The sequence below is a fragment of the Pseudomonas sp. Leaf129 genome (assembly GCF_001423465.1).
GTDB lineage: Bacteria > Pseudomonadota > Gammaproteobacteria > Pseudomonadales > Pseudomonadaceae > Aquipseudomonas > Aquipseudomonas coleopterorum.
Map to the genome: position 1 here is coordinate 1,662,126 of NZ_LMOC01000001.1, position 18,882 is coordinate 1,681,007.

General features: G+C 62.4%; 16 protein-coding genes and 3 pseudogenes. 6 read left to right on the forward strand and 13 right to left on the reverse strand.

Features of this window, described 5'->3' with window-relative positions:
* Positions 1 to 12: 12 nt before the first annotated feature.
* The 4 genes from ASF66_RS23090 to ASF66_RS07260 all read right to left on the reverse strand — a co-directional run bounded on the left by ASF66_RS23090 (position 13) and on the right by ASF66_RS07260 (position 3,365).
* On the reverse strand, positions 13 to 138 hold the full coding sequence (locus tag ASF66_RS23090; RefSeq protein ID WP_286916280.1) for a PA1414 family protein: 126 nt from the start codon (positions 136 to 138) through the stop codon (positions 13 to 15).
* 148 nt (positions 139 to 286) lie between these two features.
* Positions 287 to 1,213 (reverse strand): DMT family transporter, encoded by a 927-nt coding sequence (locus ASF66_RS07250; protein WP_056843291.1) that lies wholly within the window; start codon positions 1,211 to 1,213, stop codon positions 287 to 289.
* A gap of 274 nt (positions 1,214 to 1,487) precedes the next feature.
* The gene (locus ASF66_RS07255) at positions 1,488 to 1,880 is read right to left on the reverse strand and encodes a hypothetical protein (RefSeq protein WP_056843292.1); all 393 of its coding nucleotides are present in this window, start codon (positions 1,878 to 1,880) and stop codon (positions 1,488 to 1,490) included.
* A gap of 141 nt (positions 1,881 to 2,021) precedes the next feature.
* Positions 2,022 to 3,365, reverse strand: coding sequence for a DEAD/DEAH box helicase (locus ASF66_RS07260; protein WP_056843293.1), 1,344 nt, complete (start codon positions 3,363 to 3,365; stop codon positions 2,022 to 2,024).
* Between the two features lie 184 nt (positions 3,366 to 3,549).
* On the opposite strand from ASF66_RS07260, the pseudogene ASF66_RS07265 reads away from it, so the two are divergent.
* Positions 3,550 to 4,815, forward strand: a pseudogene (locus ASF66_RS07265) (mechanosensitive ion channel family protein).
* Positions 4,816 to 5,041: 226 nt separating this feature from the next.
* On the opposite strand, the gene ASF66_RS07270 reads toward ASF66_RS07265, so the two are convergent.
* The 3 genes from ASF66_RS07270 to ASF66_RS07280 form a co-directional block, all read right to left on the reverse strand.
* Complete coding sequence (locus ASF66_RS07270; protein WP_056843294.1) at positions 5,042 to 5,323, reverse strand: hypothetical protein; 282 nt, start codon at positions 5,321 to 5,323, stop codon at positions 5,042 to 5,044.
* Between the two features lie 176 nt (positions 5,324 to 5,499).
* Entirely contained in the window at positions 5,500 to 5,928 is a 429-nt protein-coding gene (locus tag ASF66_RS07275; RefSeq protein ID WP_056843295.1) for a nuclear transport factor 2 family protein, read from the reverse strand.
* Between the two features lie 181 nt (positions 5,929 to 6,109).
* Positions 6,110 to 6,994 carry a hypothetical protein gene (locus ASF66_RS07280; RefSeq protein ID WP_236707053.1) on the reverse strand — a complete coding sequence of 295 codons (885 nt, stop codon included), beginning with the start codon at positions 6,992 to 6,994 and terminating at the stop codon, positions 6,110 to 6,112.
* 250 nt (positions 6,995 to 7,244) lie between these two features.
* On the opposite strand from ASF66_RS07280, the pseudogene ASF66_RS23195 reads away from it, so the two are divergent.
* Positions 7,245 to 8,327: pseudogene (locus tag ASF66_RS23195) on the forward strand (HAMP domain-containing protein); the annotation flags it as partial.
* A gap of 324 nt (positions 8,328 to 8,651) precedes the next feature.
* Positions 8,652 to 9,188 (forward strand): annotated as a pseudogene (locus ASF66_RS23200) (methyl-accepting chemotaxis protein); the annotation flags it as partial.
* A 721-nt stretch (positions 9,189 to 9,909) separates the two neighbouring features.
* Here ASF66_RS23200 and ASF66_RS07290 read toward each other — a convergent pair.
* The 4 genes from ASF66_RS07290 to ASF66_RS07305 all read right to left on the reverse strand — a co-directional run bounded on the left by ASF66_RS07290 (position 9,910) and on the right by ASF66_RS07305 (position 15,554).
* The gene (locus tag ASF66_RS07290) at positions 9,910 to 12,234 is read right to left on the reverse strand and encodes a TonB-dependent receptor (RefSeq protein WP_236707075.1); all 2,325 of its coding nucleotides are present in this window, start codon (positions 12,232 to 12,234) and stop codon (positions 9,910 to 9,912) included.
* A gap of 173 nt (positions 12,235 to 12,407) precedes the next feature.
* Positions 12,408 to 13,355 carry a FecR domain-containing protein gene (locus ASF66_RS07295; protein WP_056843475.1) on the reverse strand — a complete coding sequence of 316 codons (948 nt, stop codon included), beginning with the start codon at positions 13,353 to 13,355 and terminating at the stop codon, positions 12,408 to 12,410.
* Positions 13,352 to 13,864: a sigma-70 family RNA polymerase sigma factor gene (locus ASF66_RS07300; RefSeq protein WP_049861093.1), complete on the reverse strand. Its 513-nt coding sequence runs from the start codon at positions 13,862 to 13,864 to the stop codon at positions 13,352 to 13,354. Before ASF66_RS07300 ends, ASF66_RS07295 begins: the two co-directional genes overlap by 4 nt.
* A gap of 502 nt (positions 13,865 to 14,366) precedes the next feature.
* Complete coding sequence (locus ASF66_RS07305; RefSeq protein WP_056843298.1) at positions 14,367 to 15,554, reverse strand: sugar transporter; 1,188 nt, start codon at positions 15,552 to 15,554, stop codon at positions 14,367 to 14,369.
* A gap of 304 nt (positions 15,555 to 15,858) precedes the next feature.
* Here ASF66_RS07305 and ASF66_RS07310 point away from each other — a divergent pair, with 304 nt between their 5' ends.
* Both ASF66_RS07310 and ASF66_RS07315 read left to right on the forward strand, forming a co-directional pair.
* A complete protein-coding gene (locus tag ASF66_RS07310) occupies positions 15,859 to 16,161 on the forward strand; it encodes a type II toxin-antitoxin system RelE/ParE family toxin (RefSeq protein ID WP_236707054.1) in 303 nt (100 codons plus the stop codon).
* Positions 16,158 to 16,481 carry an addiction module antidote protein gene (locus ASF66_RS07315; RefSeq protein WP_049861095.1) on the forward strand — a complete coding sequence of 108 codons (324 nt, stop codon included), beginning with the start codon at positions 16,158 to 16,160 and terminating at the stop codon, positions 16,479 to 16,481. The genes ASF66_RS07310 and ASF66_RS07315 overlap by 4 nt, the downstream gene beginning before the upstream one ends.
* Here ASF66_RS07315 and ASF66_RS07320 read toward each other — a convergent pair.
* The gene (locus tag ASF66_RS07320; protein WP_056843300.1) at positions 16,471 to 17,337 is read right to left on the reverse strand and encodes a carboxylate/amino acid/amine transporter; all 867 of its coding nucleotides are present in this window, start codon (positions 17,335 to 17,337) and stop codon (positions 16,471 to 16,473) included. The genes ASF66_RS07315 and ASF66_RS07320 overlap by 11 nt on opposite strands.
* A 148-nt stretch (positions 17,338 to 17,485) precedes the next feature.
* Positions 17,486 to 17,803 (reverse strand): hypothetical protein, encoded by a 318-nt coding sequence (locus ASF66_RS07325; protein WP_056843301.1) that lies wholly within the window; start codon positions 17,801 to 17,803, stop codon positions 17,486 to 17,488.
* 49 nt (positions 17,804 to 17,852) lie between these two features.
* On the opposite strand from ASF66_RS07325, the gene ASF66_RS07330 reads away from it, so the two are divergent.
* The gene (locus ASF66_RS07330; protein ID WP_056843302.1) at positions 17,853 to 18,800 is read left to right on the forward strand and encodes a LysR family transcriptional regulator; all 948 of its coding nucleotides are present in this window, start codon (positions 17,853 to 17,855) and stop codon (positions 18,798 to 18,800) included.
* Positions 18,801 to 18,882: the final 82 nt, after the last annotated feature.

Here is an 18,882-nt window from a genome sequence, read left to right on the forward strand (position 1 = left end):
GGCCGAAAAGGCTCAGCGCCGTGGACGCTGTCGTGGTCGGTGGTTATCGGCCGGGATGGGCACAGGCTGCGGCGGCGGTGGCACCAGCCCCAATGCGACAGCCAAATCATGGAGCCAGTTGTACAAGTTACCGTTCATATCGCCCCCCTTCAGGGAAAACCCTAACGACGGTCATGGTCCGTCGCTTCTGTTCGATCATAGCGCTAAGCGACGTAGGATGCATGCACGCACTTGTGTCGAAAAGTCGCAGTCCTATTAATTGATCATCGACCCGGCGAGTAATTCATTACGTTATCCAGATTCGTAACCGACGGCGCACCCACTGCTCGGCGCTGACCAGGGTGATGCCCAACAGCACGCAAACCGCCCCCAGAATGAAGTTCATGCTCAACGGCTCGCCCAGCAATACCACACCGAAGGTCACGCCGAACAAGGGCGTCATGAACGAGAACACGGCAAGGTTGGACGCCAGGTAGCGGCGCAGCAGCCAGAACCAGATCAGAAAGCTGGCAAAGGAGACCACAACGCCTTGGAACAACACGCTGGCGGTGCCAATGGGCGTGAAGGTGACATGGCTGAACTGGCCCGTGGCGAGGGCGATGATCAACAATCCAACCACGCACACGATCAGCTGATAGAACAAGGTCAGGGCAACGGGCGCTTCGGACAGCCGTGAAGTGCGTACCACCACCGTGGTCGCCCCCCAGCAGAGCCCCGCCATTAAGCCCATGGCGTCCCCCAGCAGCATGCGTCGATCCAGATGCTCCCAGGAGATGCCTCCCGCGAAGGCAAATGCGATACCGCTGAACGCCAGGGCGATGCCCAGCCATTGCAAAGGCCGCAGTCGCTCCCCTGGTAGCAGCGCATGCAGGCCGAGTGCGGTAAAGACCGGCGCGGTGTAAAGAAAGACCGACATGTGCGCCGCCGAAGTCAGCTTCAGTCCTTCGGCGATGAACAGGAACTCCAGACCGAACAGCGAGCCGGCGGCCAGCCCGGCACGCCAAGTGTAGGGCACGTGCCCCCAACCACCGCGCCAACAGAGCAGCATCGCCACCAACACGGCGGAAATGCCCGAGCGCATGGCCGCCTGCATCACCGGGGCGATATCGGCAGCGGCCCATTTGATGGTGACCTGCTGGATCCCCCAGATCAGGCAAAGCCCCAGCATGACCTTGAGGGCGAAGCCATCGGTCTGACGACGTTCTGCGCTCATGGGACGAATGACCTCGGCATCACAGTGCTCTCCCGCAAGGAAAACACCAGTGTATCAAGCCATTCATCCCAAGGCCTTCAACGGTACCAAGCATTCCGAAAGATGACCGCTCCGGCACGGATTCATGTGGGAGCGGGCTCTGCCCGCGAAGCAAACCCCGCGATCTGTCAGGCAAAACACCCTGTGGGAGCGGGGCGGGCGGCGAGCCCTCTGCCCGCGAAGCAGGCGCCGCGAAGTTTCAGGCAGACCGCCCTACCGAATTATCCGCCCCAACTCAAACAATCTGCGGCTTACTGGCCACTTCATCAAAAGTCGCCGGGTCCAGCGCATCATCCTGATCATCGAGCACTTCGAGCCCGTGGTCATTATCCGGAATACTGCTATCTATCAGGCTCAGCAGACTGGATCCGCGCAAGGTCAGTTGGAAATTGCGCCCCGTGCCGCCCTCGCTGTCCGGACGCTGCTCGATGAAGCCCCGCTCAAGCAACAGCGCTTGATAATCGCTCGCTTGAGTCGCCAACTGATCGACAGCGGCCGACGTATCACCCTGCGCGGTGGTCGCCTCGGCGTGGTCCTGAGCGTAGATATCTGGGGTGAAATCCTGATGGGCGCCGTTCTGCACTTCGTGCAACAGACGCTCGATCAATTGCCAGTTGTAAGTGGTCATCCGGAAGAACCTCCAACACATGAGTGAAAGGGCTTGCCAGGCATGGGACCGGGTGTGTGCGGGGGAGTTGCGGGAAGACGGCTTTGCGGGGTGTTTTGGCAGGTCTGGCCTCCGGAGGGAAGCAGACCTGCCCTACGCAGGTTACTCGCTGACGGCAGGCTTGCGGCGCTTGAGCGGCGCCAGGCCGTCCTGGCTCACCAAGGCTGGGGTATCGGCCTTGGGACGGTTGACGCTCTTGCGCTTGGTCGGGCCCTTGGCGACGCTTTTCTTGTCGCCCTTCTTGTCCTTGTCGGTCTTTTTCTTCTTCACGCCGACTGCCTTGCCCGACGCCTTGACCTTCTTCGGTCCGCCGTAGGTGCCTTTCACTTCCTTGATCACGCGACGCTCGAAGGTCTGCTTGAGGTAGCGCTCGATGCTGGACATCAGGTTCCAGTCACCGTGACAGATCAGGGAAATTGCCAGGCCTTCGTTGCCGGCACGGCCGGTGCGGCCGATGCGGTGCACATAGTCATCGCCGCTGCGCGGCATGTCGAAGTTGACCACCAGGTCCAGGCCATCGACATCCAGGCCGCGGGCCGCTACGTCGGTGGCCACGAGGATCTTCACGCCACCCTGCTTGAGGCGGTCGATGGCCAGCTTGCGGTCTTTCTGGTCCTTCTCGCCGTGCAGGACGAAAGCCTTGTATTCCTGCGCCACCAGACGGCCGTAGATACGATCGGCCATGGCCCGGGTGTTGGTGAAGATGATCGCCTTCTGGTACGTCTCGTTGGCCAGCAGCCAGTTGAGGATCTGCTCCTTGTGGACGTTGTGGTCGGCCGTGACGATCTGCTGGCGAGTGCCCTCGGCCAGCTGGCTGACGTTGTTGATCAGCAGGTGCTCGGGGTCCTTGAGCACCTTGCCGATCATCTCGCGCAGACCGGCGCCGCCGGTGGTCGCCGAGAACAGCAGGGTCTGTTCGCGCTGGGCACACTCCTGGCTCAGGCGCGTCACGTCTTCGGAGAAGCCCATGTCGAGCATGCGGTCGGCTTCATCGAGCACCAGCACCTCGACGTTCTTGAGGTCCAGGTTGCCAGCGTTCAACTGCTCCAGCAGACGGCCCGGCGTACCGATGAGGATGTCCGGCACCTTGCGCAGCATGGCGGCCTGCACCTTGAAGTCTTCACCACCGGTGATCAGGCCGGCCTTGATGAAGGTGAACTGGCTGAAGCGCTCCACTTCCTTCAAGGTCTGCTGCGCCAGCTCGCGGGTCGGCAGCAGGATCACGGCACGGATGTCGACGCGGACCTTGGCCGGACCCATCAAGCGATTGAGGATCGGCAGCACGAATGCCGCGGTCTTGCCGCTGCCGGTTTGCGCCGTCACCCGCAGGTCGCGCCCTTGCAAGGCCAAAGGAATGGCCGCTACCTGCACCGGCGTCGGCTCGACAAATTTCAGCTCGGCGACGGCTTTGAGCAGGCGTTCATGCAGGGCGAATTGGGAAAACACGGGTGTTACCTCGACGGAGTACATAAATTCGACTGCATAGGGTACCGGTTTGCGGACGATTAGCCGAATTTCTTTACCCGTAACTCGGTAAATTGCATGCAAATCTTTCCAGGCGTGGCGATTGCCCTGCGCAATGGGCTTTAATCCCCGCCCCCTTTTCAACTCGGGAGCTGCACGCCCACCCATGAATATCGAATCGCTCTGGCAACAAACCGTCACCTTCATCACGGGCCTCGACGACCAGCCGATCCTGCAGGCCGGTGTGTCGCTGTTCCTGCTGCTGATCGCCGCCTTCACCCTGGGCCGCCTGGCACGCTTTCTCACCCTGCACGCGGTCAAGCTGCTCAGCCGCCGACGTTCGCTGCACTGGCTCACCGACTTCCTGCACAACAAGGTCTTCCACCGCCTGGCGCAAATGACGCCGTCGCTGGTGGTGCAGTTCAGCCTGGGCCTGATCCCGGTGCTGAGCGACAACAGCAAGCACGTCATCGGCAACATCGCGCTGGGCTTCACCATCCTGTTCATGGTGCTGGCGCTGGGCGCCCTGCTCAATGCCCTGCTCGACATCTACGCCCGCACCGAACACGCCCGCACCCGCTCGATCAAGGGCTACGTGCAACTGGCCAAGATGATCCTGTACATCTTCGGTGCCATCATCATCGTCGCCACGTTGATCGACCGCTCGCCGCTGTTGCTGCTGTCCGGGCTGGGTGCCATGTCGGCCGTCATCCTGCTGGTCTACAAAGACACCCTGCTGTCGTTCGTGGCCAGCGTGCAGTTGACCAGCAACGACATGCTGCGCGTCGGCGACTGAATCGAGATGCCCCAGGTGGGCGCCGACGGCGACGTCGTCGACATCACCCTGCACACGGTGAAGATCCAGAACTTCGACAAGACCATCGTCTCCATCCCCACCTGGCGGCTGATGAGCGAATCGTTCAAGAACTGGCGCGGCATGCAGCAGTCCGGCGGCCGGCGCATCAAGCGGGCGCTGAACATCGATGCCAGCGGCGTGCGTTTTCTCGACGAACAGGAACAGCTACGCCTGACCCAGGTGCATCTGCTCAGCGGCTACGTCAGCAGCAAGCAGGCCGAACTCAAGGCCTGGAACGCAGCCCAGGGCGAAGTGGCAGAACTGTCCGCCAACCAGCGCCGCATGACCAACCTGGGCACCTTCCGCGCCTACGCCCTGGCGTACCTCAACGCCCACCCCGACATCCAGCCGAACATGACCTGCATGGTCCGGCAGATGGAAGCCACTGCCGAAGGCGTACCACTGGAAATCTACTGCTTCACCCGCACCACAGCCTGGGCCGAGTACGAGCGGATTCAGGGGGATATCTTCGATTACCTGCTGGCGGTGCTGCCGGAGTTCGGGTTGAGCGTGTACCAGAAGCCCAGCGGCGCCGATTTGCGCGGTGGGTTGGTGGCGGTGGCTGGCCCGCATTGAAAGCCACGCCCTTCGTAGGAGCGGTCCGTGGCCGCGAACCAGGCGCTGCGGTGTGCCAGGAACTACGCAGTGCGCCCTTCGCGGCCGATGACCGCTCCTACGGGATGCCGCAGCCTCTGTGGAGGCGAACCAGGCGCTGCGGTGTACCAGGAACTACGCAGTGCGCCCTTCGCGGCCGATGACCGCTCCTACGGGATGCCAGTGCCTCAGTGGAAACGAACCAGACTCACCCCTCCGACTTCGCCTTCTCCTCCCGCTCCGCAGCCGAATGCTGGGTCTCTGCTTCCTTGTCACCGTCCGTTATCCACGGCTTGGCGCTTTGCTGTGCCTTGTCGATCGTCTCGTTGATCTGCTTGGCGGATTCGCTGAAGGTGTCGCGCGCAGCTTCGACCAGTTGTGCTTTGGACGTTTCGATGACTTTGTTCGCAGCATTCTCGGCCGCGTCGCAGCCAGCAAGAAGCACGGTCAACGCGAACACGGCCGGGTAAGCGATCAGTCTGGACGACATGGAAACCTCTGCAAGGGATGGGGATGCGGGAGATCATACCTTTGCCGGTTTTGGCCGAAGCGAGGATTCTTAAGTCAAGGTGTGTCTTAGTGAAGCGCGTCCGCCAAGCCGGCGATTCGAGGGCACCGGCCGGTGACAGCTCCAGGACAGAACTGCCAAGCGCTTGGAATCAAATGCTAGAAGCGAAAGGCCTGACGGCCGATCAATAGCCATTCGCCCTTCTGTTTCTGCCAGATCTGAAAGTTTTCGATCTCAGTGGGCACTACTTTTCCGCTGTTCACGGCCTGGGCAGAAAAATGATTGCGTACCAGAGCGACATCCCCGGAAAGGGTGATCTTCTGATTGAGCATCTTCAGCTCGTTGAAGGCGCTTTTACCGGTTTCGATGTCGGCGATGAATGCTTTTTTGTCCTGAATGTTGCCACTCGAATGCCCGTAGGTCAGGTTCTCGGCCGTGAGTGCATTGAGTTGCGCAATATCCTTGTGCCACATAGCCTGCGTCAGTTTATCTACGGCAGCGGCGACGTCAGTTTCGTCGGGAACCGCAGCTGCTACATAACCCGTGAAGAGGCACAGAAAACCTACCAGCAATGTCAGCTTTTTCATGCATAGATCCTTTTGTTGTAGTTGTAGGACACAATGGGAAAAATCGCAGATGACTATTCTTGTCTGTCATCGTACAACAATCAGGATTCTGCCTGCCGATCGCGCGCAATTGCAACTGTTTGTAAATATGGGCGGGCATTTAAAGAAGGCTCGCCACCCGCCCCTCTCCCATAGGCGCTAGTCAATACGCCATGGACAGACTCAGGGTCACCTGAGGCACGACGCTGTCGGTCTCTCCGTCCGGGCCACTGAGTTCTCGCAAGGCACCATCGCGATAGATGGCCAAGGCCTCGGCGCGCGCGCTCCAGCGGGTTTCGCTCCACTGGAAGGGCTGCTCGAGCGCCAGTCCGGTACGGGCATACAGGCGATCGCCTGAATCGGGACCGTAGAAACCGTTCCAGCCGACTCCGAGGGCACTGGGGAAACTCAAGCGCAGGCCTGCATCGCTCAAATCCATGCCGGGCTCCAGCGTGCCTTGGGTGTAGAGGCCGCTGTCACCCTGAGTGCGGCTGGTGATGGCCAGTCCTGGTCGCCACGCGCCGAAGCCGATGTCGGCCTGGTAAGCCAGAGTGAAGCTTGCCTCCTGAGTGGTGGCGGCGACATCGTTGGGGCTGGTCTTGACGGTATAGACGAAGCCCAGTCGCAGCCCCTCGCTGGGCGAAACCACCAGACCGAGCAGGTTGTTGCTCTCGTACCAACGGCGCGGGCTCACCGTTTCGTCGCTCGACGCGCTATGGAAACCGTTGCTGGTGCTGAACACCAGCCAGGCATCGGCGCTGCCGTCGGCGGCCTGGTGCAGGTCCAGGGCGAAGCCGGCCTGGGCATGCAACGGAATCCGATCGAGGCTGGCGGCGTCATCGTCGTAGTTGCCTCGCGCGAAATCACCATTGCGGGCATCGATGCTCAACTGCGGGTGAAAGCGACCGGAGGCCTCGCCGATCTCGACACTGCCCAATGCGGCATCTTCGGTTTCGATGGAAGGCACGCTGCGCGGCTCAGCCAGGCAGGGTTGCATGACCGCTGCCAGCGCAGCGGCGAGCAGAGGAAGGCGAGGTACGGTGGGCATGCGCGAAGGCTCTGTGAGGAAGGTCGCTCTGTAGACCCTGCACGGTTGGGAAAGTACCGCCGAACAACGCTCATCCCTCACTCTTTTCGATACTCCGCCCCTCCGTCTGTCCGGTCGCCGATGGGCCTCATTCAGATTTGCCGTTCGTCGCCGATAGTTAGAAAACACTCAAAAGAATATGCCCAAATTTCACGCTGCACGTCTTGTCTTTTTCTGCCGACCAACACTTACAACACCAGCGGAATAGTCCATGAATATCAAGCAAAAACTCACCTGGGGCTTTGCGGTCATCGCCTGCCTCCCGGTCATCGTGGTGGCCGTGCTCGTCGTCTTCAACTTGCGCGAGGCGGCCAGGGCCGACTTCGTCGACAGCAGCGGCCGTGAGATCCGGCAGATCGACAATGGCATCAAACAGCTCTTCGACGGCATCAGCCAGAACGTCGAATACATCGCCAAGGATCCTCGTATCGTCGCTGCCAGGGATCTGAAGAACTACACAGGCGCGGACGCAGCGCAGGTGCCTCTGACCGAGAGCAATCGGCGCCTGCTGGACATCTTCGACGGCTTCGCCAAGACCCATCCGAGCACGGCTTACCTGTCGCTGGGCTTGAGCGACGGTGGTTATGCCAGTTGGCCCGATGATCCCAAGATCGCCAATTACGACCCGCGCCAGCGACCCTGGTACAAGGCTGCGATGGCCGCTCCGGGAACCACGGTGCGCACCGACGCCTACTATTGGGCACCGGACGATGTGTCGTTGATCGGCACGGTGCGCAGTGTCACCGACGCCGCAGGCCAGGTGGTCGGCGTGGTCGGCCTGGATGTGTCGCTCAAGCAGATGACCGAACTGGTGAAGAACATAAAGCTGGGCAACAGCGGCTACCTGATGCTGATCGAAGCCAATGGCAACGTGCTGGTGGATGCCAGCGATGCGAAGCACAATTTCAAACCGCTGGCCGACCTGGGTGGCAACTACGCCGAGTTGGCCAGGCATGGCGATGGTTCGACTCAGATCGAGATCGACGGCAAGGTCTACATGGCCAACATCGTCAGCTCGGCCGGACTCGGCTGGCGGTTCATCGGCCTGATCGAGCGCGAAGAAGTGATGGCCCAGGCTTCGAACCTGACCTGGCTGATCGCGGCCATCGCGGCAGTGCTGGCCGTCGTGTTCGCCTTAGTTGGCGCCAGCTTCGCCGGTGTCATCGTGCGTCCGATCCGTGGCGTCGCCAATGGTCTGCAGGAGATCGCCGAGGGCGAAGGCGACCTGACGCGCCAGCTCAAGGTACAGGGCAAGGATGAAACGGCGGCGCTGGCGGGCTGGTTCAACCAGTTCGTGGGGATGATCGCTCAATTGGTGCAACGCATCGGGACCGCGTCTTCCGATCTGCAGGTGGCCGCTGCCGACACCCAGGAGGTGGCTCGCAACATGGACGAAGTCGCCGGTCGCCAGCGCGAAGCGGTGGAACTGGTCAGCACCGCGTTCAACGAAATGGTCGCCACCGCCAACGAAGTGGCCCGCTCCTGCGGGCAGGCGGCCACCAGCGCGGACAACGGTTATCAGCAAGTCCATGACGGCCAGCAGCGCATCGGCGAGGCGACCACCAGCGTGCTCAGGCTGAGTTCCGAGCTGCAGCAATCGACCGAAACCATGCAGCTGCTGCAGCAGGACAGCAAGAACATCAATAGCATTCTGGACACCATTCGTTCGATCGCCGAGCAGACCAACCTGCTGGCGCTGAATGCGGCCATCGAAGCGGCTCGGGCCGGTGATCAGGGTCGCGGTTTTGCGGTGGTCGCCGATGAGGTACGGGCGCTGGCGCGGCGTACGGCCGACTCGACCGGCGAGATCGATGGGCTGCTAGGCAACCTTGCCCGCCGCACCGAGGTGATCACCCAGCAGATGCAGGGCAGCCTGCAGGTGTCCCAGGACAGCGTCGAATGCATCCAGTCGGCGCGGGACAGCTTCGACAAGATACGTACTTCGGTCGATTCGATACGCGACCAGAACAACCAGATCGCCACGGCCGCCGAGGAGCAGCATCAGGTGGCCGAAGAGATCAACCGGCACATCGCGCAGATTCATGCCGATGCTCAGTTGGTCGAGGAGTATGCGCACACGGCGCAGTCGGGGTCGGGGCGTCTGACGGACATTTCCGGGAACCTGCGCGGCCTGGTCGGACGCTTCAAGGTGTGACGCCGAAATCCGCGGCGCCTTCTTCGCGGGCAGAGCCCGCTCCCACATTTTGTTGGTGCTCCACAGGTTATCAGCACTGCGCAATGGGGCAGGCTAGAACCGCTCCCACAATTTGTTGGTGCTCCACAGGTTAGCAGCACCGCGCAATGGAGCAGGCTCGCACCGCTCCACTGTGGGAGCGGGCTCTGCCCGCGAAGGCTTCACCGCGGTACACCTGACCCACCGCAGCGCTCCTTTCGCGGGCAGAGCCCGCTCCCACATTTTGTTGGTGCTCCACAGGTTATCAGCACTGCGCAATGGGGCAGGCTAGAACCGCTCCCACAATTTGTCGGNCTCTATACCGCAACCGCAACTGCCACCGGTGGCCGTGATGGCCGTGCTGTCTCCAGGGCGCCTTCTTCGCGGGCAGAGCCCGCTCCCACATTTTGTTGGTGCTCCACAGGTTATCAGCACTGCGCAATGGGGCAGGCTAGAACCGCTCCCACAATTTGTCGGTGCTCCACAGGTTAGCAGCACCGCGTAATGGGGCAGGCTAGAACCGCTCCACTGTGGGAGCGGGCTCTGCCCGCGAATGCTTCACCGCGGTACGCCTGACACACCGCGGTGCTCTTTTCGCGGGCAGAGCCCGCTCCCACAGATGGCTGCTCTCACATATAGCTGCTCCCACACATGGCGGGCTCTACAGATGGCCGGCTGCACCGATAGCCGGTCCCATAGACAGTCAGAAGCCGACCGTGGCGGAAACCAGATAGGTTCTCGGGGTAGCGAGGGTCAAGCCGGGCTCGCTGTCGTCGGAGGCGCCGGCCGAGGCCCAGTAGCGTTTGTCCAGTACGTTCTCGACATTGGCGCGCAGGGTGACTGCCTTGCCCTGCACCTTGAATGCATACCGGGCACCCACATCGAACCGCTCCCAACTGTCGATTTCCTTGCTGTTGGCCTGATCCAGGTATTGCGAGCTGGAATAGATACCGCGCCCGGTGAGGGTCAACCCGGGCAATGCCGGAACGTCCCACTCCGCCCCCAAATTGACATTGAGCTCGGGCGTGGCCGGTGCGCGGTTGCCATCGAAGGCCCCTGCGCTGGTGCCCGTCAACTCGCTGTCGATGTACATCACCCCGCCCAGCAGGCGCACGCCCGTCAGCGGTTCACCGAACACACTCAATTCCACGCCATTGTTCTCGCGCTTGCCATTAGGGCCGAAGGTGCGGGTGAGCGCGTTGGTTTCGTACGCCGGCTGCTTGATGCGAAAAGCAGCGGCGGTGATGGCCAGGCTGCCGAGATCGTACTTCGCACCTACCTCGACCTGCCGGCTGATGAAAGGCGGGAATATCTCGTCTTCGTTGATCGACGTGGAAGGCGCAATCTTGCCTTGGCTCAGACCTTCCAGATAGTTCGCATACAACGACAGCTCGTTGGTGAGCTTGTAGAGCACGCCCGCCGACGGTGAAAACTTTTCCTCGTCGTAAGCCGTATCGCCTTTCACCCCATCGCTCCAGTCATCCACCTTGACCCGCTGCCAGCGCCCACCGAGGGTCAACAGCAGCCGATCGTCGAAGAAGCCAAGAGTGTCGGACAGGGCCACGCCGTCGAACCGGTTCTCGGTATAGACCTTGGGATCCTGACGGGTGGCATTGGACGGCGTCGCCGTGGCAACGGGCGCGTAGAGATTGCTGCGCCCTCTGGCGTAGCGCGCGCCGCCGTTGGTGAAGTCCATGTAGAAATGACTGACAGCCAGGTTCAGCTCGTGGCTGACCGGGCCGGTCTGCAGCCACTTGCGCGCGCCCAGCGTGGCCGTGCGTACGCTTTCATCACGGGTGAAGTCGCGGGGCAGCACGTCGAAATCGCCGGCATCATTGATGACCGACACGTTGTGCCGAAGGAAATCATGATTACTCTCCCGGGCACCGACGCTGCCGTACAGCATCAACGAATCGCTCAGATCATACTCACCATTGAACGCCCCGAACGTGTCCTGGGTACGCGCCTTGCTCCAGCCCTGCGCATAGTTGTCGCGCACATGGTTGGCACCGGGCACGCGGGCATTGGCGCCGACCTGAACACGCTCCTGAGGCGCATCGGTATCACGCTCGGTATGCCCCACATCGGCAGACAGCCGCAGGCGTTCGCCGCGGAAATCCAGGCCGATCACGGCCATTTCCCGGTCCACGCTCTGTTTGTCCCAGGTAGTGTCGCCCGCCTGTTTCACCGCGTTCAGGCGCAGGCCAAACTGGTTGTCCTTGCCAAAACGTCGGCCGATGTCCACGGCGCCACCGGCCTGGCTGTCGGAGGCATAGCTGGCGGTGAACTCGTTGATCGGCGTGTCGGTGGCGCGCTTGGGCACCACGTTGATACCGCCGCCGACGCTACCCCGAGGGGAGATGCCGTTGATCAACTGGCTGGGCCCACGGAGGATATCCACCCGCTCGGCCATCTCCATGTCGATGGAGTACGTGGGCAGTATCCCGTATAGCCCGTTGTACGACACATCGCTGTTGAACAGGCTGAAGCCGCGGATGGTGAACTGCTCGAAACGCCCGCCGGCCGGGTTGGTGGTACGCACCGCCGGGTCGCTGGCCACCAGATCGCCCAGGGTGCGGGCCTGCTGATTTCGCGCGGTCTCGCTGGTGTAGCTGGTCATGCTGAAGGGCGTGTCCATGAAGTCACGTGCGCCGAGCAAACCTTGGGCGCCGCTGCGCGCGACCTGCCCACCGGCATAGGGCTGCTCCGCCACGCTGCCTTGTGCGGCACCGGTCACGGTGGTGGGCGTGATCTCCAGCACGTCGGCACCCAAGGGCGCAGCCACGAGCGTATAGGCATCCTCCCCCACCGCTTGCAGGCGCAGACCGCTGCCGGCCAGCAGTTGAGCGAAGCCGCCTTCCACGCTGTACTCGCCGACCAGGCCAGCGCTCTGCCGACCGTTGACCAAGGCAGGCGCCACCGACAGGCTGACGCCCGCCTGGCTGGCAAAGCGGGTCAGCGAGGCGGCGAGTTCGCCTCGGGGTATGTTGTAGACACGCGCCATGTCGTCGGCAAAGGCCATCTGCATGGGCACTGGTGCAAGGCCGATCAGCAGGCTGAGGGGCAAGGCCCGCGCGTAGTGCGCCGAGGATGTGCGGCTGTAACGGAGAAACGAACAAGGGGGCCGTGGGGGCATGGCTGAAGGCTCTTTGAGTGTGCTTACCTCTCCATGACAAGCGAGCGCGAAAAAGGGGACAGGCGCTAGGCAGGTTTTTCCTGTGGCACCAGCGTGGCCCAATAGCGTGTGCGCCACTGGACCCGCAGCGGCAGACTGACAGCCAGCAGGTTCAGCACCTGATCCGGATCTTCCAGGCGGAAACTGCCCGTGACGCGCAGTGCTTCCAGCTCCGGCTGCCAGCGCAGGATGCCGGGACGATAGCGATCCAGATCGCGCAGAAAATCCCCCAGGGGCTGGTTCAACGCAACGATCACGCCCTCGCGCCAGCCCGGCTGGCGAGGGTCGAAGCGCTCGATCGGACCTGGACCGGTGCCGGATAACTGAACGTGCTGGCCCGCGCGCAAGGTGAGCGGCGCAAAACCGGTAGGCCGCACATCGGCCTGCCCGGCGAATACCGACAGCCGACAGAGGCCTTCGTCCTGGCGCACATTGATTTCACCTTGGTCCAGCGTCACGCTGCCAAGCGGCGTACGGATGTCGAACGGCATGGCATTGGCCAGGCGCAACCGAATCTCCCCGCGCAGCAGCGTGAGTCGCCGTTGGCCAGGGTCGATATCGACCGCAGTGGCGGTATTGATGTGCAACACGCTGCCATCGGCCAAGGTCAATTGACGTCGCTCGCCGGTGGCGGTGGCCACGTCGGCGCGCCAGGCATCGATGGGCAGCTCACGCATAACCCACCAGGCGGCTGGCGCGGCCACGGCCAGCCCCAACAACCCCTTGAGCAGGTCGCGGCGGCCGTGGCCGGGACGATCGAGGCTGGCCATTGCCAGCGCCGGGGGCAGAACCTGGAAGCGGCCCTTGAGCGCCGCTACCCGGCGCCAGGCGGACTCATTCGCCTCACTGGCCTGGCGCCAGCGTTGCAGGCGGGCGAGGTCCTGTTCCGTGACGGCGCCAGACTCCATGCACACCCACCAGCGGGCCGCCGAGCGGGCAGCTTGGCGTGCTTCGTCACTCGGCTCGGCATTCAGCACAGTTCGGCCAGCAGGCAATGTTCGTAGGCCTGGGCCATGTAGCGCTTGACGCTGCGCTCGGTGACCTTCAAGCGCTCGGCGATTTCTCGATAGCCCAACCCTTCTAGCTGGCTGAGCAGAAAGGCCCGGCGAACCTTGGCCGGTAAGCCATCGAGCAGTTGATCCAGAGCGTGCAGGGTTTCCAACACCTGCCAGCGCTGTTCCGGCGCAGGGGCGACATCGGCGGGCAAGGTGGCGAGCGCGTCGAGATAGGCCTGTTCCAGACTGCGCCGACGGTAGAAATTGATCAGCAGCCGTTTGCCGACTGTCTTGAGGTAAGCACGCGGCTCCTGCAACTCGGCCACCGACTGGGAACTGGCCAGCACCCGGATGAACGTATCCTGGCTCAGGTCCGCCGCATCCCAGGCACTGCCCAGGCGCCGGCTGAGCCATTGCTCCAGCCAGCTGCGATTGTCGCGATAGAGCGTCTCGAACGCCCGAGCGTCCACCCTCGCCGGCTCGACCATCATCGGCACCCTGTCAGATGTAAATGAGATCGATTGTATTTTAAAAAGGGTTTGCAGCGGAACCGTTAGTTACGCCCTCGATGCTGCATTCGGCCGCAATGCGTTCAGCCAGACAAACCGCGTGCACCGCCGACGCGGNTTAAAAAGGGTTTGCAGCGGAACCGTTAGTTACGCCCTCGATGCTGCATTCGGCCGCAATGCGTTCAGCCAGACAAACCGCGTGCACCGCCGACGCGGCTCGCGCCGCTGCTACAGAGACCGCATTCCGTGCACCAGCGGCGCAAGCCACGTCCGGCAACAACGCATTTGCATGCACCAACGGCCAACCCGCGTCCAGCATCAACGCATCCCCTGTAGCAGCGGCGCGAGCCGCGTCCGGGATCGACGCGGTATTGCAGACCGATCAACCCGAGGCAGGCGCTGACTGAACGCGCCGATAGGTCGTGTGCCAACACAGAAGCAGACCCGCCCCTGCCATCANCGACGCGGTATTGCAGACCGATCAACCCGAGGCAGGCGCTGACTGAACGCGCCGATAGGTCGTGTGCCAACACAGAAGCAGACCCGCCCCTGCCATCAACGCGCCAACGAGGCCGATGTTGGCCACGCCCACCTGGGTGATCACCACACTGCCCAGCAACGCCCCACCGCCGATACCGACGTTGTAGATCCCCGAATGCAGCGCCATGGCCACGTCCGTGGCATCCGGGGCCAGCTCCAGGACCTTGGACTGCATCGCCAGGCTGAAGCACATGATCGAAATGCCCCAGACCACACTCACCCCACCCAGATAGGTGGCGTAGCGCGCCAACGGCAGCAACAGCATCAGGCAGAGGGCCAGCAACGCGATCGACGCCACCATGAAACCACGCGGATAGCGACCGCTGTAGCGGCTGAACACCAGCGAGCCGATCACCCCGGCACCGCCGAACAGCAACAGCAGCGTCGTGGTCATTTCCCCGCTCATCTGCGCCGCGGCTTGCACGAACGGCTCGATGTAGCTGTACGCCGTGTACTGCGCGGTGATCACCAGCGCGGTCGTCACATACAACGCCACCAGCACCGGCCGCTTGAGCAGCATGGGCAAGCTGCGCAGCGAACCTGAATTCTGGCTGGGCAGCGCCGGCAGGCTTTTCGCCAGCCACAGCGCCACTAGCGTGGCCACCACGCCGATTCCCACGAACGTGGTGCGCCAGCCCAACGCTTCACCGACCACCCGCCCCAATGGCACGCCCAGCACCATGGCCAGGCACGTGCCGGTCGCCAGCAGCCCCAAGGCTTGGGTTTGCTTGCCCGGTGGCGCCAGCCGCACCGCCAGCGATGCCGTGATCGACCAGAACAAGGCGTGGGCGAACGCGATGCCGATACGGCTGGCCAGCAGCACGCCATAGCTCCAGGCGATACTGGACACCGCATGGCTGGCCACGAACAGGATGAACACCCCGATCAGCAACCGACGCCGCTCGATGTTGCGCGTGAGCAGCATGATCGGCAGCGACATCAGCGACACCACCCAGGCATACACCGTCAACATCAGCCCCACCTGCGCCGTCGGCATCGCAAAGCTCAGACCGATCGAGGTCAACAGCCCGACCGGCGCGAACTCCGTGGTATTGAAGATGAAAGCCGCAAGGGCCAACGCAATCACGCTGGACCAACTGCCTGTGGGTGTATTCGAAGGCGTATTCATTGGATGGCTTCAGCGACTCTCGAAAATAGTGGGAACGGTCGCGCCTTAACAAACACCACGCATACGTGTGCCGCCGGACCTTCAAGCCAAGCGGAGCATGCAATGAATGATTGTTATGAGTGTTGAGAGGCGACGCCAGATGCGGCGGATTCTACGCCCCGCATACGGTAGGCACAATGCGGTCGCCCACCTCGCGTATTAAAGTAGAAGACGATACCTGGAAACCTCGGTACACAGTTTCAGGCTTGTCCTCGGAATCAGCGATCGAGAAAATTTGTATCCCATGGGATACGGATCTATGCTGATGAAGATCGCCACAACGGATGCGTTTGAGCGCTGGTTCACTCGATTGCGCGATCGCCAGGCAGCCATACGGATCCAGGCCCGGATCGACAGGCTGGAAGACGGAAACTGGGGTGACTGGCAGTCAGTGGGAGAAGGCGTATGCGAGATGCGGCTTCATTTTGGGCCAGGGTACCGCCTGTACTTCATGCAACACGAGCAGTGCTGGATAGTGCTGTTGGCCGGTGGCGACAAGTCGACACAGTCCTCCGACATTGCTATCGCCAAGCGCATGGCACACCAACTTCAGGAACAGGAACGATGAAAATCAAGCTACGGGAATGGGATAGCGCCGAACATCTCAAAACCGATCAAGACATGATCATGTACTTCGATGCTTGCATGGCCGAAGCTGGTGATGACGCGGCATTCATTGCCAAGGCGTTGGGCAACATTGCGCGCGCCAAGGGCATCGCCCAGGTGGCGAGGGACACCGGGCTGGGTCGGGAGAGTCTGTACAAGGCTCTTTCGGAGGACGGCAATCCGAGCTTCGCGACGATACTGAAGGTGACGCGTGCACTGGGTATCTCGCTGCATGCAGGGCTGCTTGCATCACCTTCCCGCCCTGCGCCCACTATCGGCTAGCGATCTGGGCGCGCGCACCCAACCGACTCAACCAGACCGATAACAAGATCACCCCACCGCCGAGGAACAGTCGCCCCAAAGGCTCGTCCTGGTTCCAGATCAGCAGGTTGAGCAGCAGGCCGACCGGCACGTGGAGATTGTTCATCACCGCCAGCGTGGCGCCTGGCACGCGGCTGGCGCCCTTGTTCCACCAATACATGCCAAGCGCCGTTGACACCAGCCCCAGGAACGCCAGCACGCTCCACTGTACCGGCGTCTGCGGCAGATTGTGGGGGTTGCCGAACAGCAGGAAGGCCGGCAGCACCACCAGCAAGGCACCGACGTAGAAGTAGCCGAAGCGTCGGTACTGTGGCTGGTCGCTGGGGTGGCGTGCCAGCAGATGCTTGTACAGCACCTGTCCGGCCGCATAGGTGAAGTTGGCCAGCTGCAGCAACAGGAAACCGATGAAGAAGTCCGGGCTGACGCGGTCGAAACGAATCACTGCGGCCCCCGCCACCGCGACCAGCGCCGCCATCAGCGCCCAGCGGTTGAAGCGACGGTTCAACGCGTCCTCGATCAGCGTCACGTGCACTGGCGTCAGGATGGTGAAGAGCAGCACCTCCGGCACGCTCAAGACCCGAAAGCTCAGGTACAGACAGACGTAGGTGATGCCGAACTGCAGCGCGCCGATCAGCAGCATGGCGCGCAGGAAGCGCGGTTCGACCTGACGCCAGCGCGTCAGCGGCAGGAACACCAACCCGGCGAGCAGCACCCGAGCGAGGACGGCAAAATAGCTGTCGACGTGGCCAGCGAGGTATTCGCCGATCAAGCTGAAAGAGAAAGCCTGGATGAGGGTGACGATCAGAAGGTATTGCATGGTGCGTCCCGAATTGGCGAGGCGCGGACCTTAGCGCATCTGGACCGGATCAGGCCAGTGAAGCCAGCCTTGGATCGCTACCGTGATTCATCAAATGAGTTGTCTTGGCCGATCATTGCTCTACCCTGTGTCGCATCTATGCGGGTGGCTACACGCTCGGCTGGCATTGCACCTCGATTCGCAACCTGAGAATGCTGCGCTTGAAGCTGGCCACCGCATCGGCCGACGCCCCTGCGGCGACGCTGACCCGCCGGGTCCGCACCGGCTCGGGGCCATTGCGAAAGCGCACACTGCACTGCGCCGCGCGGGCTCCGTAGTTCTGCAGGGTCACGGCGGCCATGTCGGGAGCCGTGTCATGGGCCGTGACCAGAATGTCGGTGTCGTCGAGCTGCTTCTGCACGTCGATGGGGTAGGCGAAACACACGCCTGGCAGCAGGGCCAGCACTACAACGCAGCATTTGATCATCGAGCAGTCTCCGTGGCGGGCTGCCAGCTTAGGACACCAGGAGTCGAAGATGAAAGCGCCCCGCGTCACCCTTGAGCAATGGCGAACCCTGCAGGCCGTGGTCGACCACGGCGGCTTCGCCCAGGCTGCCGAAGCCCTGCACCGTTCGCAGTCGTCGATCAGCTACACCGTGGCGCGCATGCAGGACCAGCTCGGCGTGCCGCTGTTGCGCATCGACGGCCGCAGGGCGGTGCTCACCGATGCCGGCGCGGTGCTGTTGCGCAGGTCCCGCCAACTGGTCAACCAGGCCAGCCAGCTGGAAGACCTCGCCCACCACATGGAGCAGGGCTGGGAAGCCGAAGTGCGCCTGGTGGTCGACGCAGCCTATCCCAATGCACGGCTGATCCGCGCCCTTACCGCGTTCATGCCGCAGAGCCGCGGCTGTCGCGTACGGCTGCGCGAAGAAGTGCTGTCGGGGGTCGAGGAAGTGCTGCAGGAAGGCGTCGCCGACCTGGCGATCAGCGGCTACGGCATACCGGGCTACCTAGGCACCGAACTGAGCGCTATCGAATTCATCGCCGTGGCCCACCCCGAGCACGCGTTGCTGGGCATGGGTCGCGCGCTCAGCGTGCAGGATCTGCACGGCCACATGCAGGTGGTGATCCGCGATTCGGGCCGCCAGCAACCGCGTGATGTGGGCTGGCTGGGCGCTGAGCAGCGCTGGACGGTCGGCAGTCTGGCCACGGCGACCAGTTTCGTCGGCAGCGGCCTGGGCTTCGCCTGGTTGCCGCGGCACATGATCGAACGCGAACTGCGCGAGGGCACACTCGCCGCCTTGCCGCTTGAGCAAGGTGGCAGTCGGCACCCAACCTTCTATCTGTATTCGAACCGGGACAAGCCCTTGGGTCCGGCCACACAAATTCTCGTCGAATTGCTACGCACCTTCGACACCGCGCCCCTGGACGTGCCGATTCCGGCTTTTGAACAGGCCAATGCCCTCATGGGGCATGACGACTGACCGTCTTGCGAACATTAAGTAACATTCATTTTTTCCATCCCCGCTCGCTTGGGCCGCCCTTTGGCGGCACGCTTGCTACATT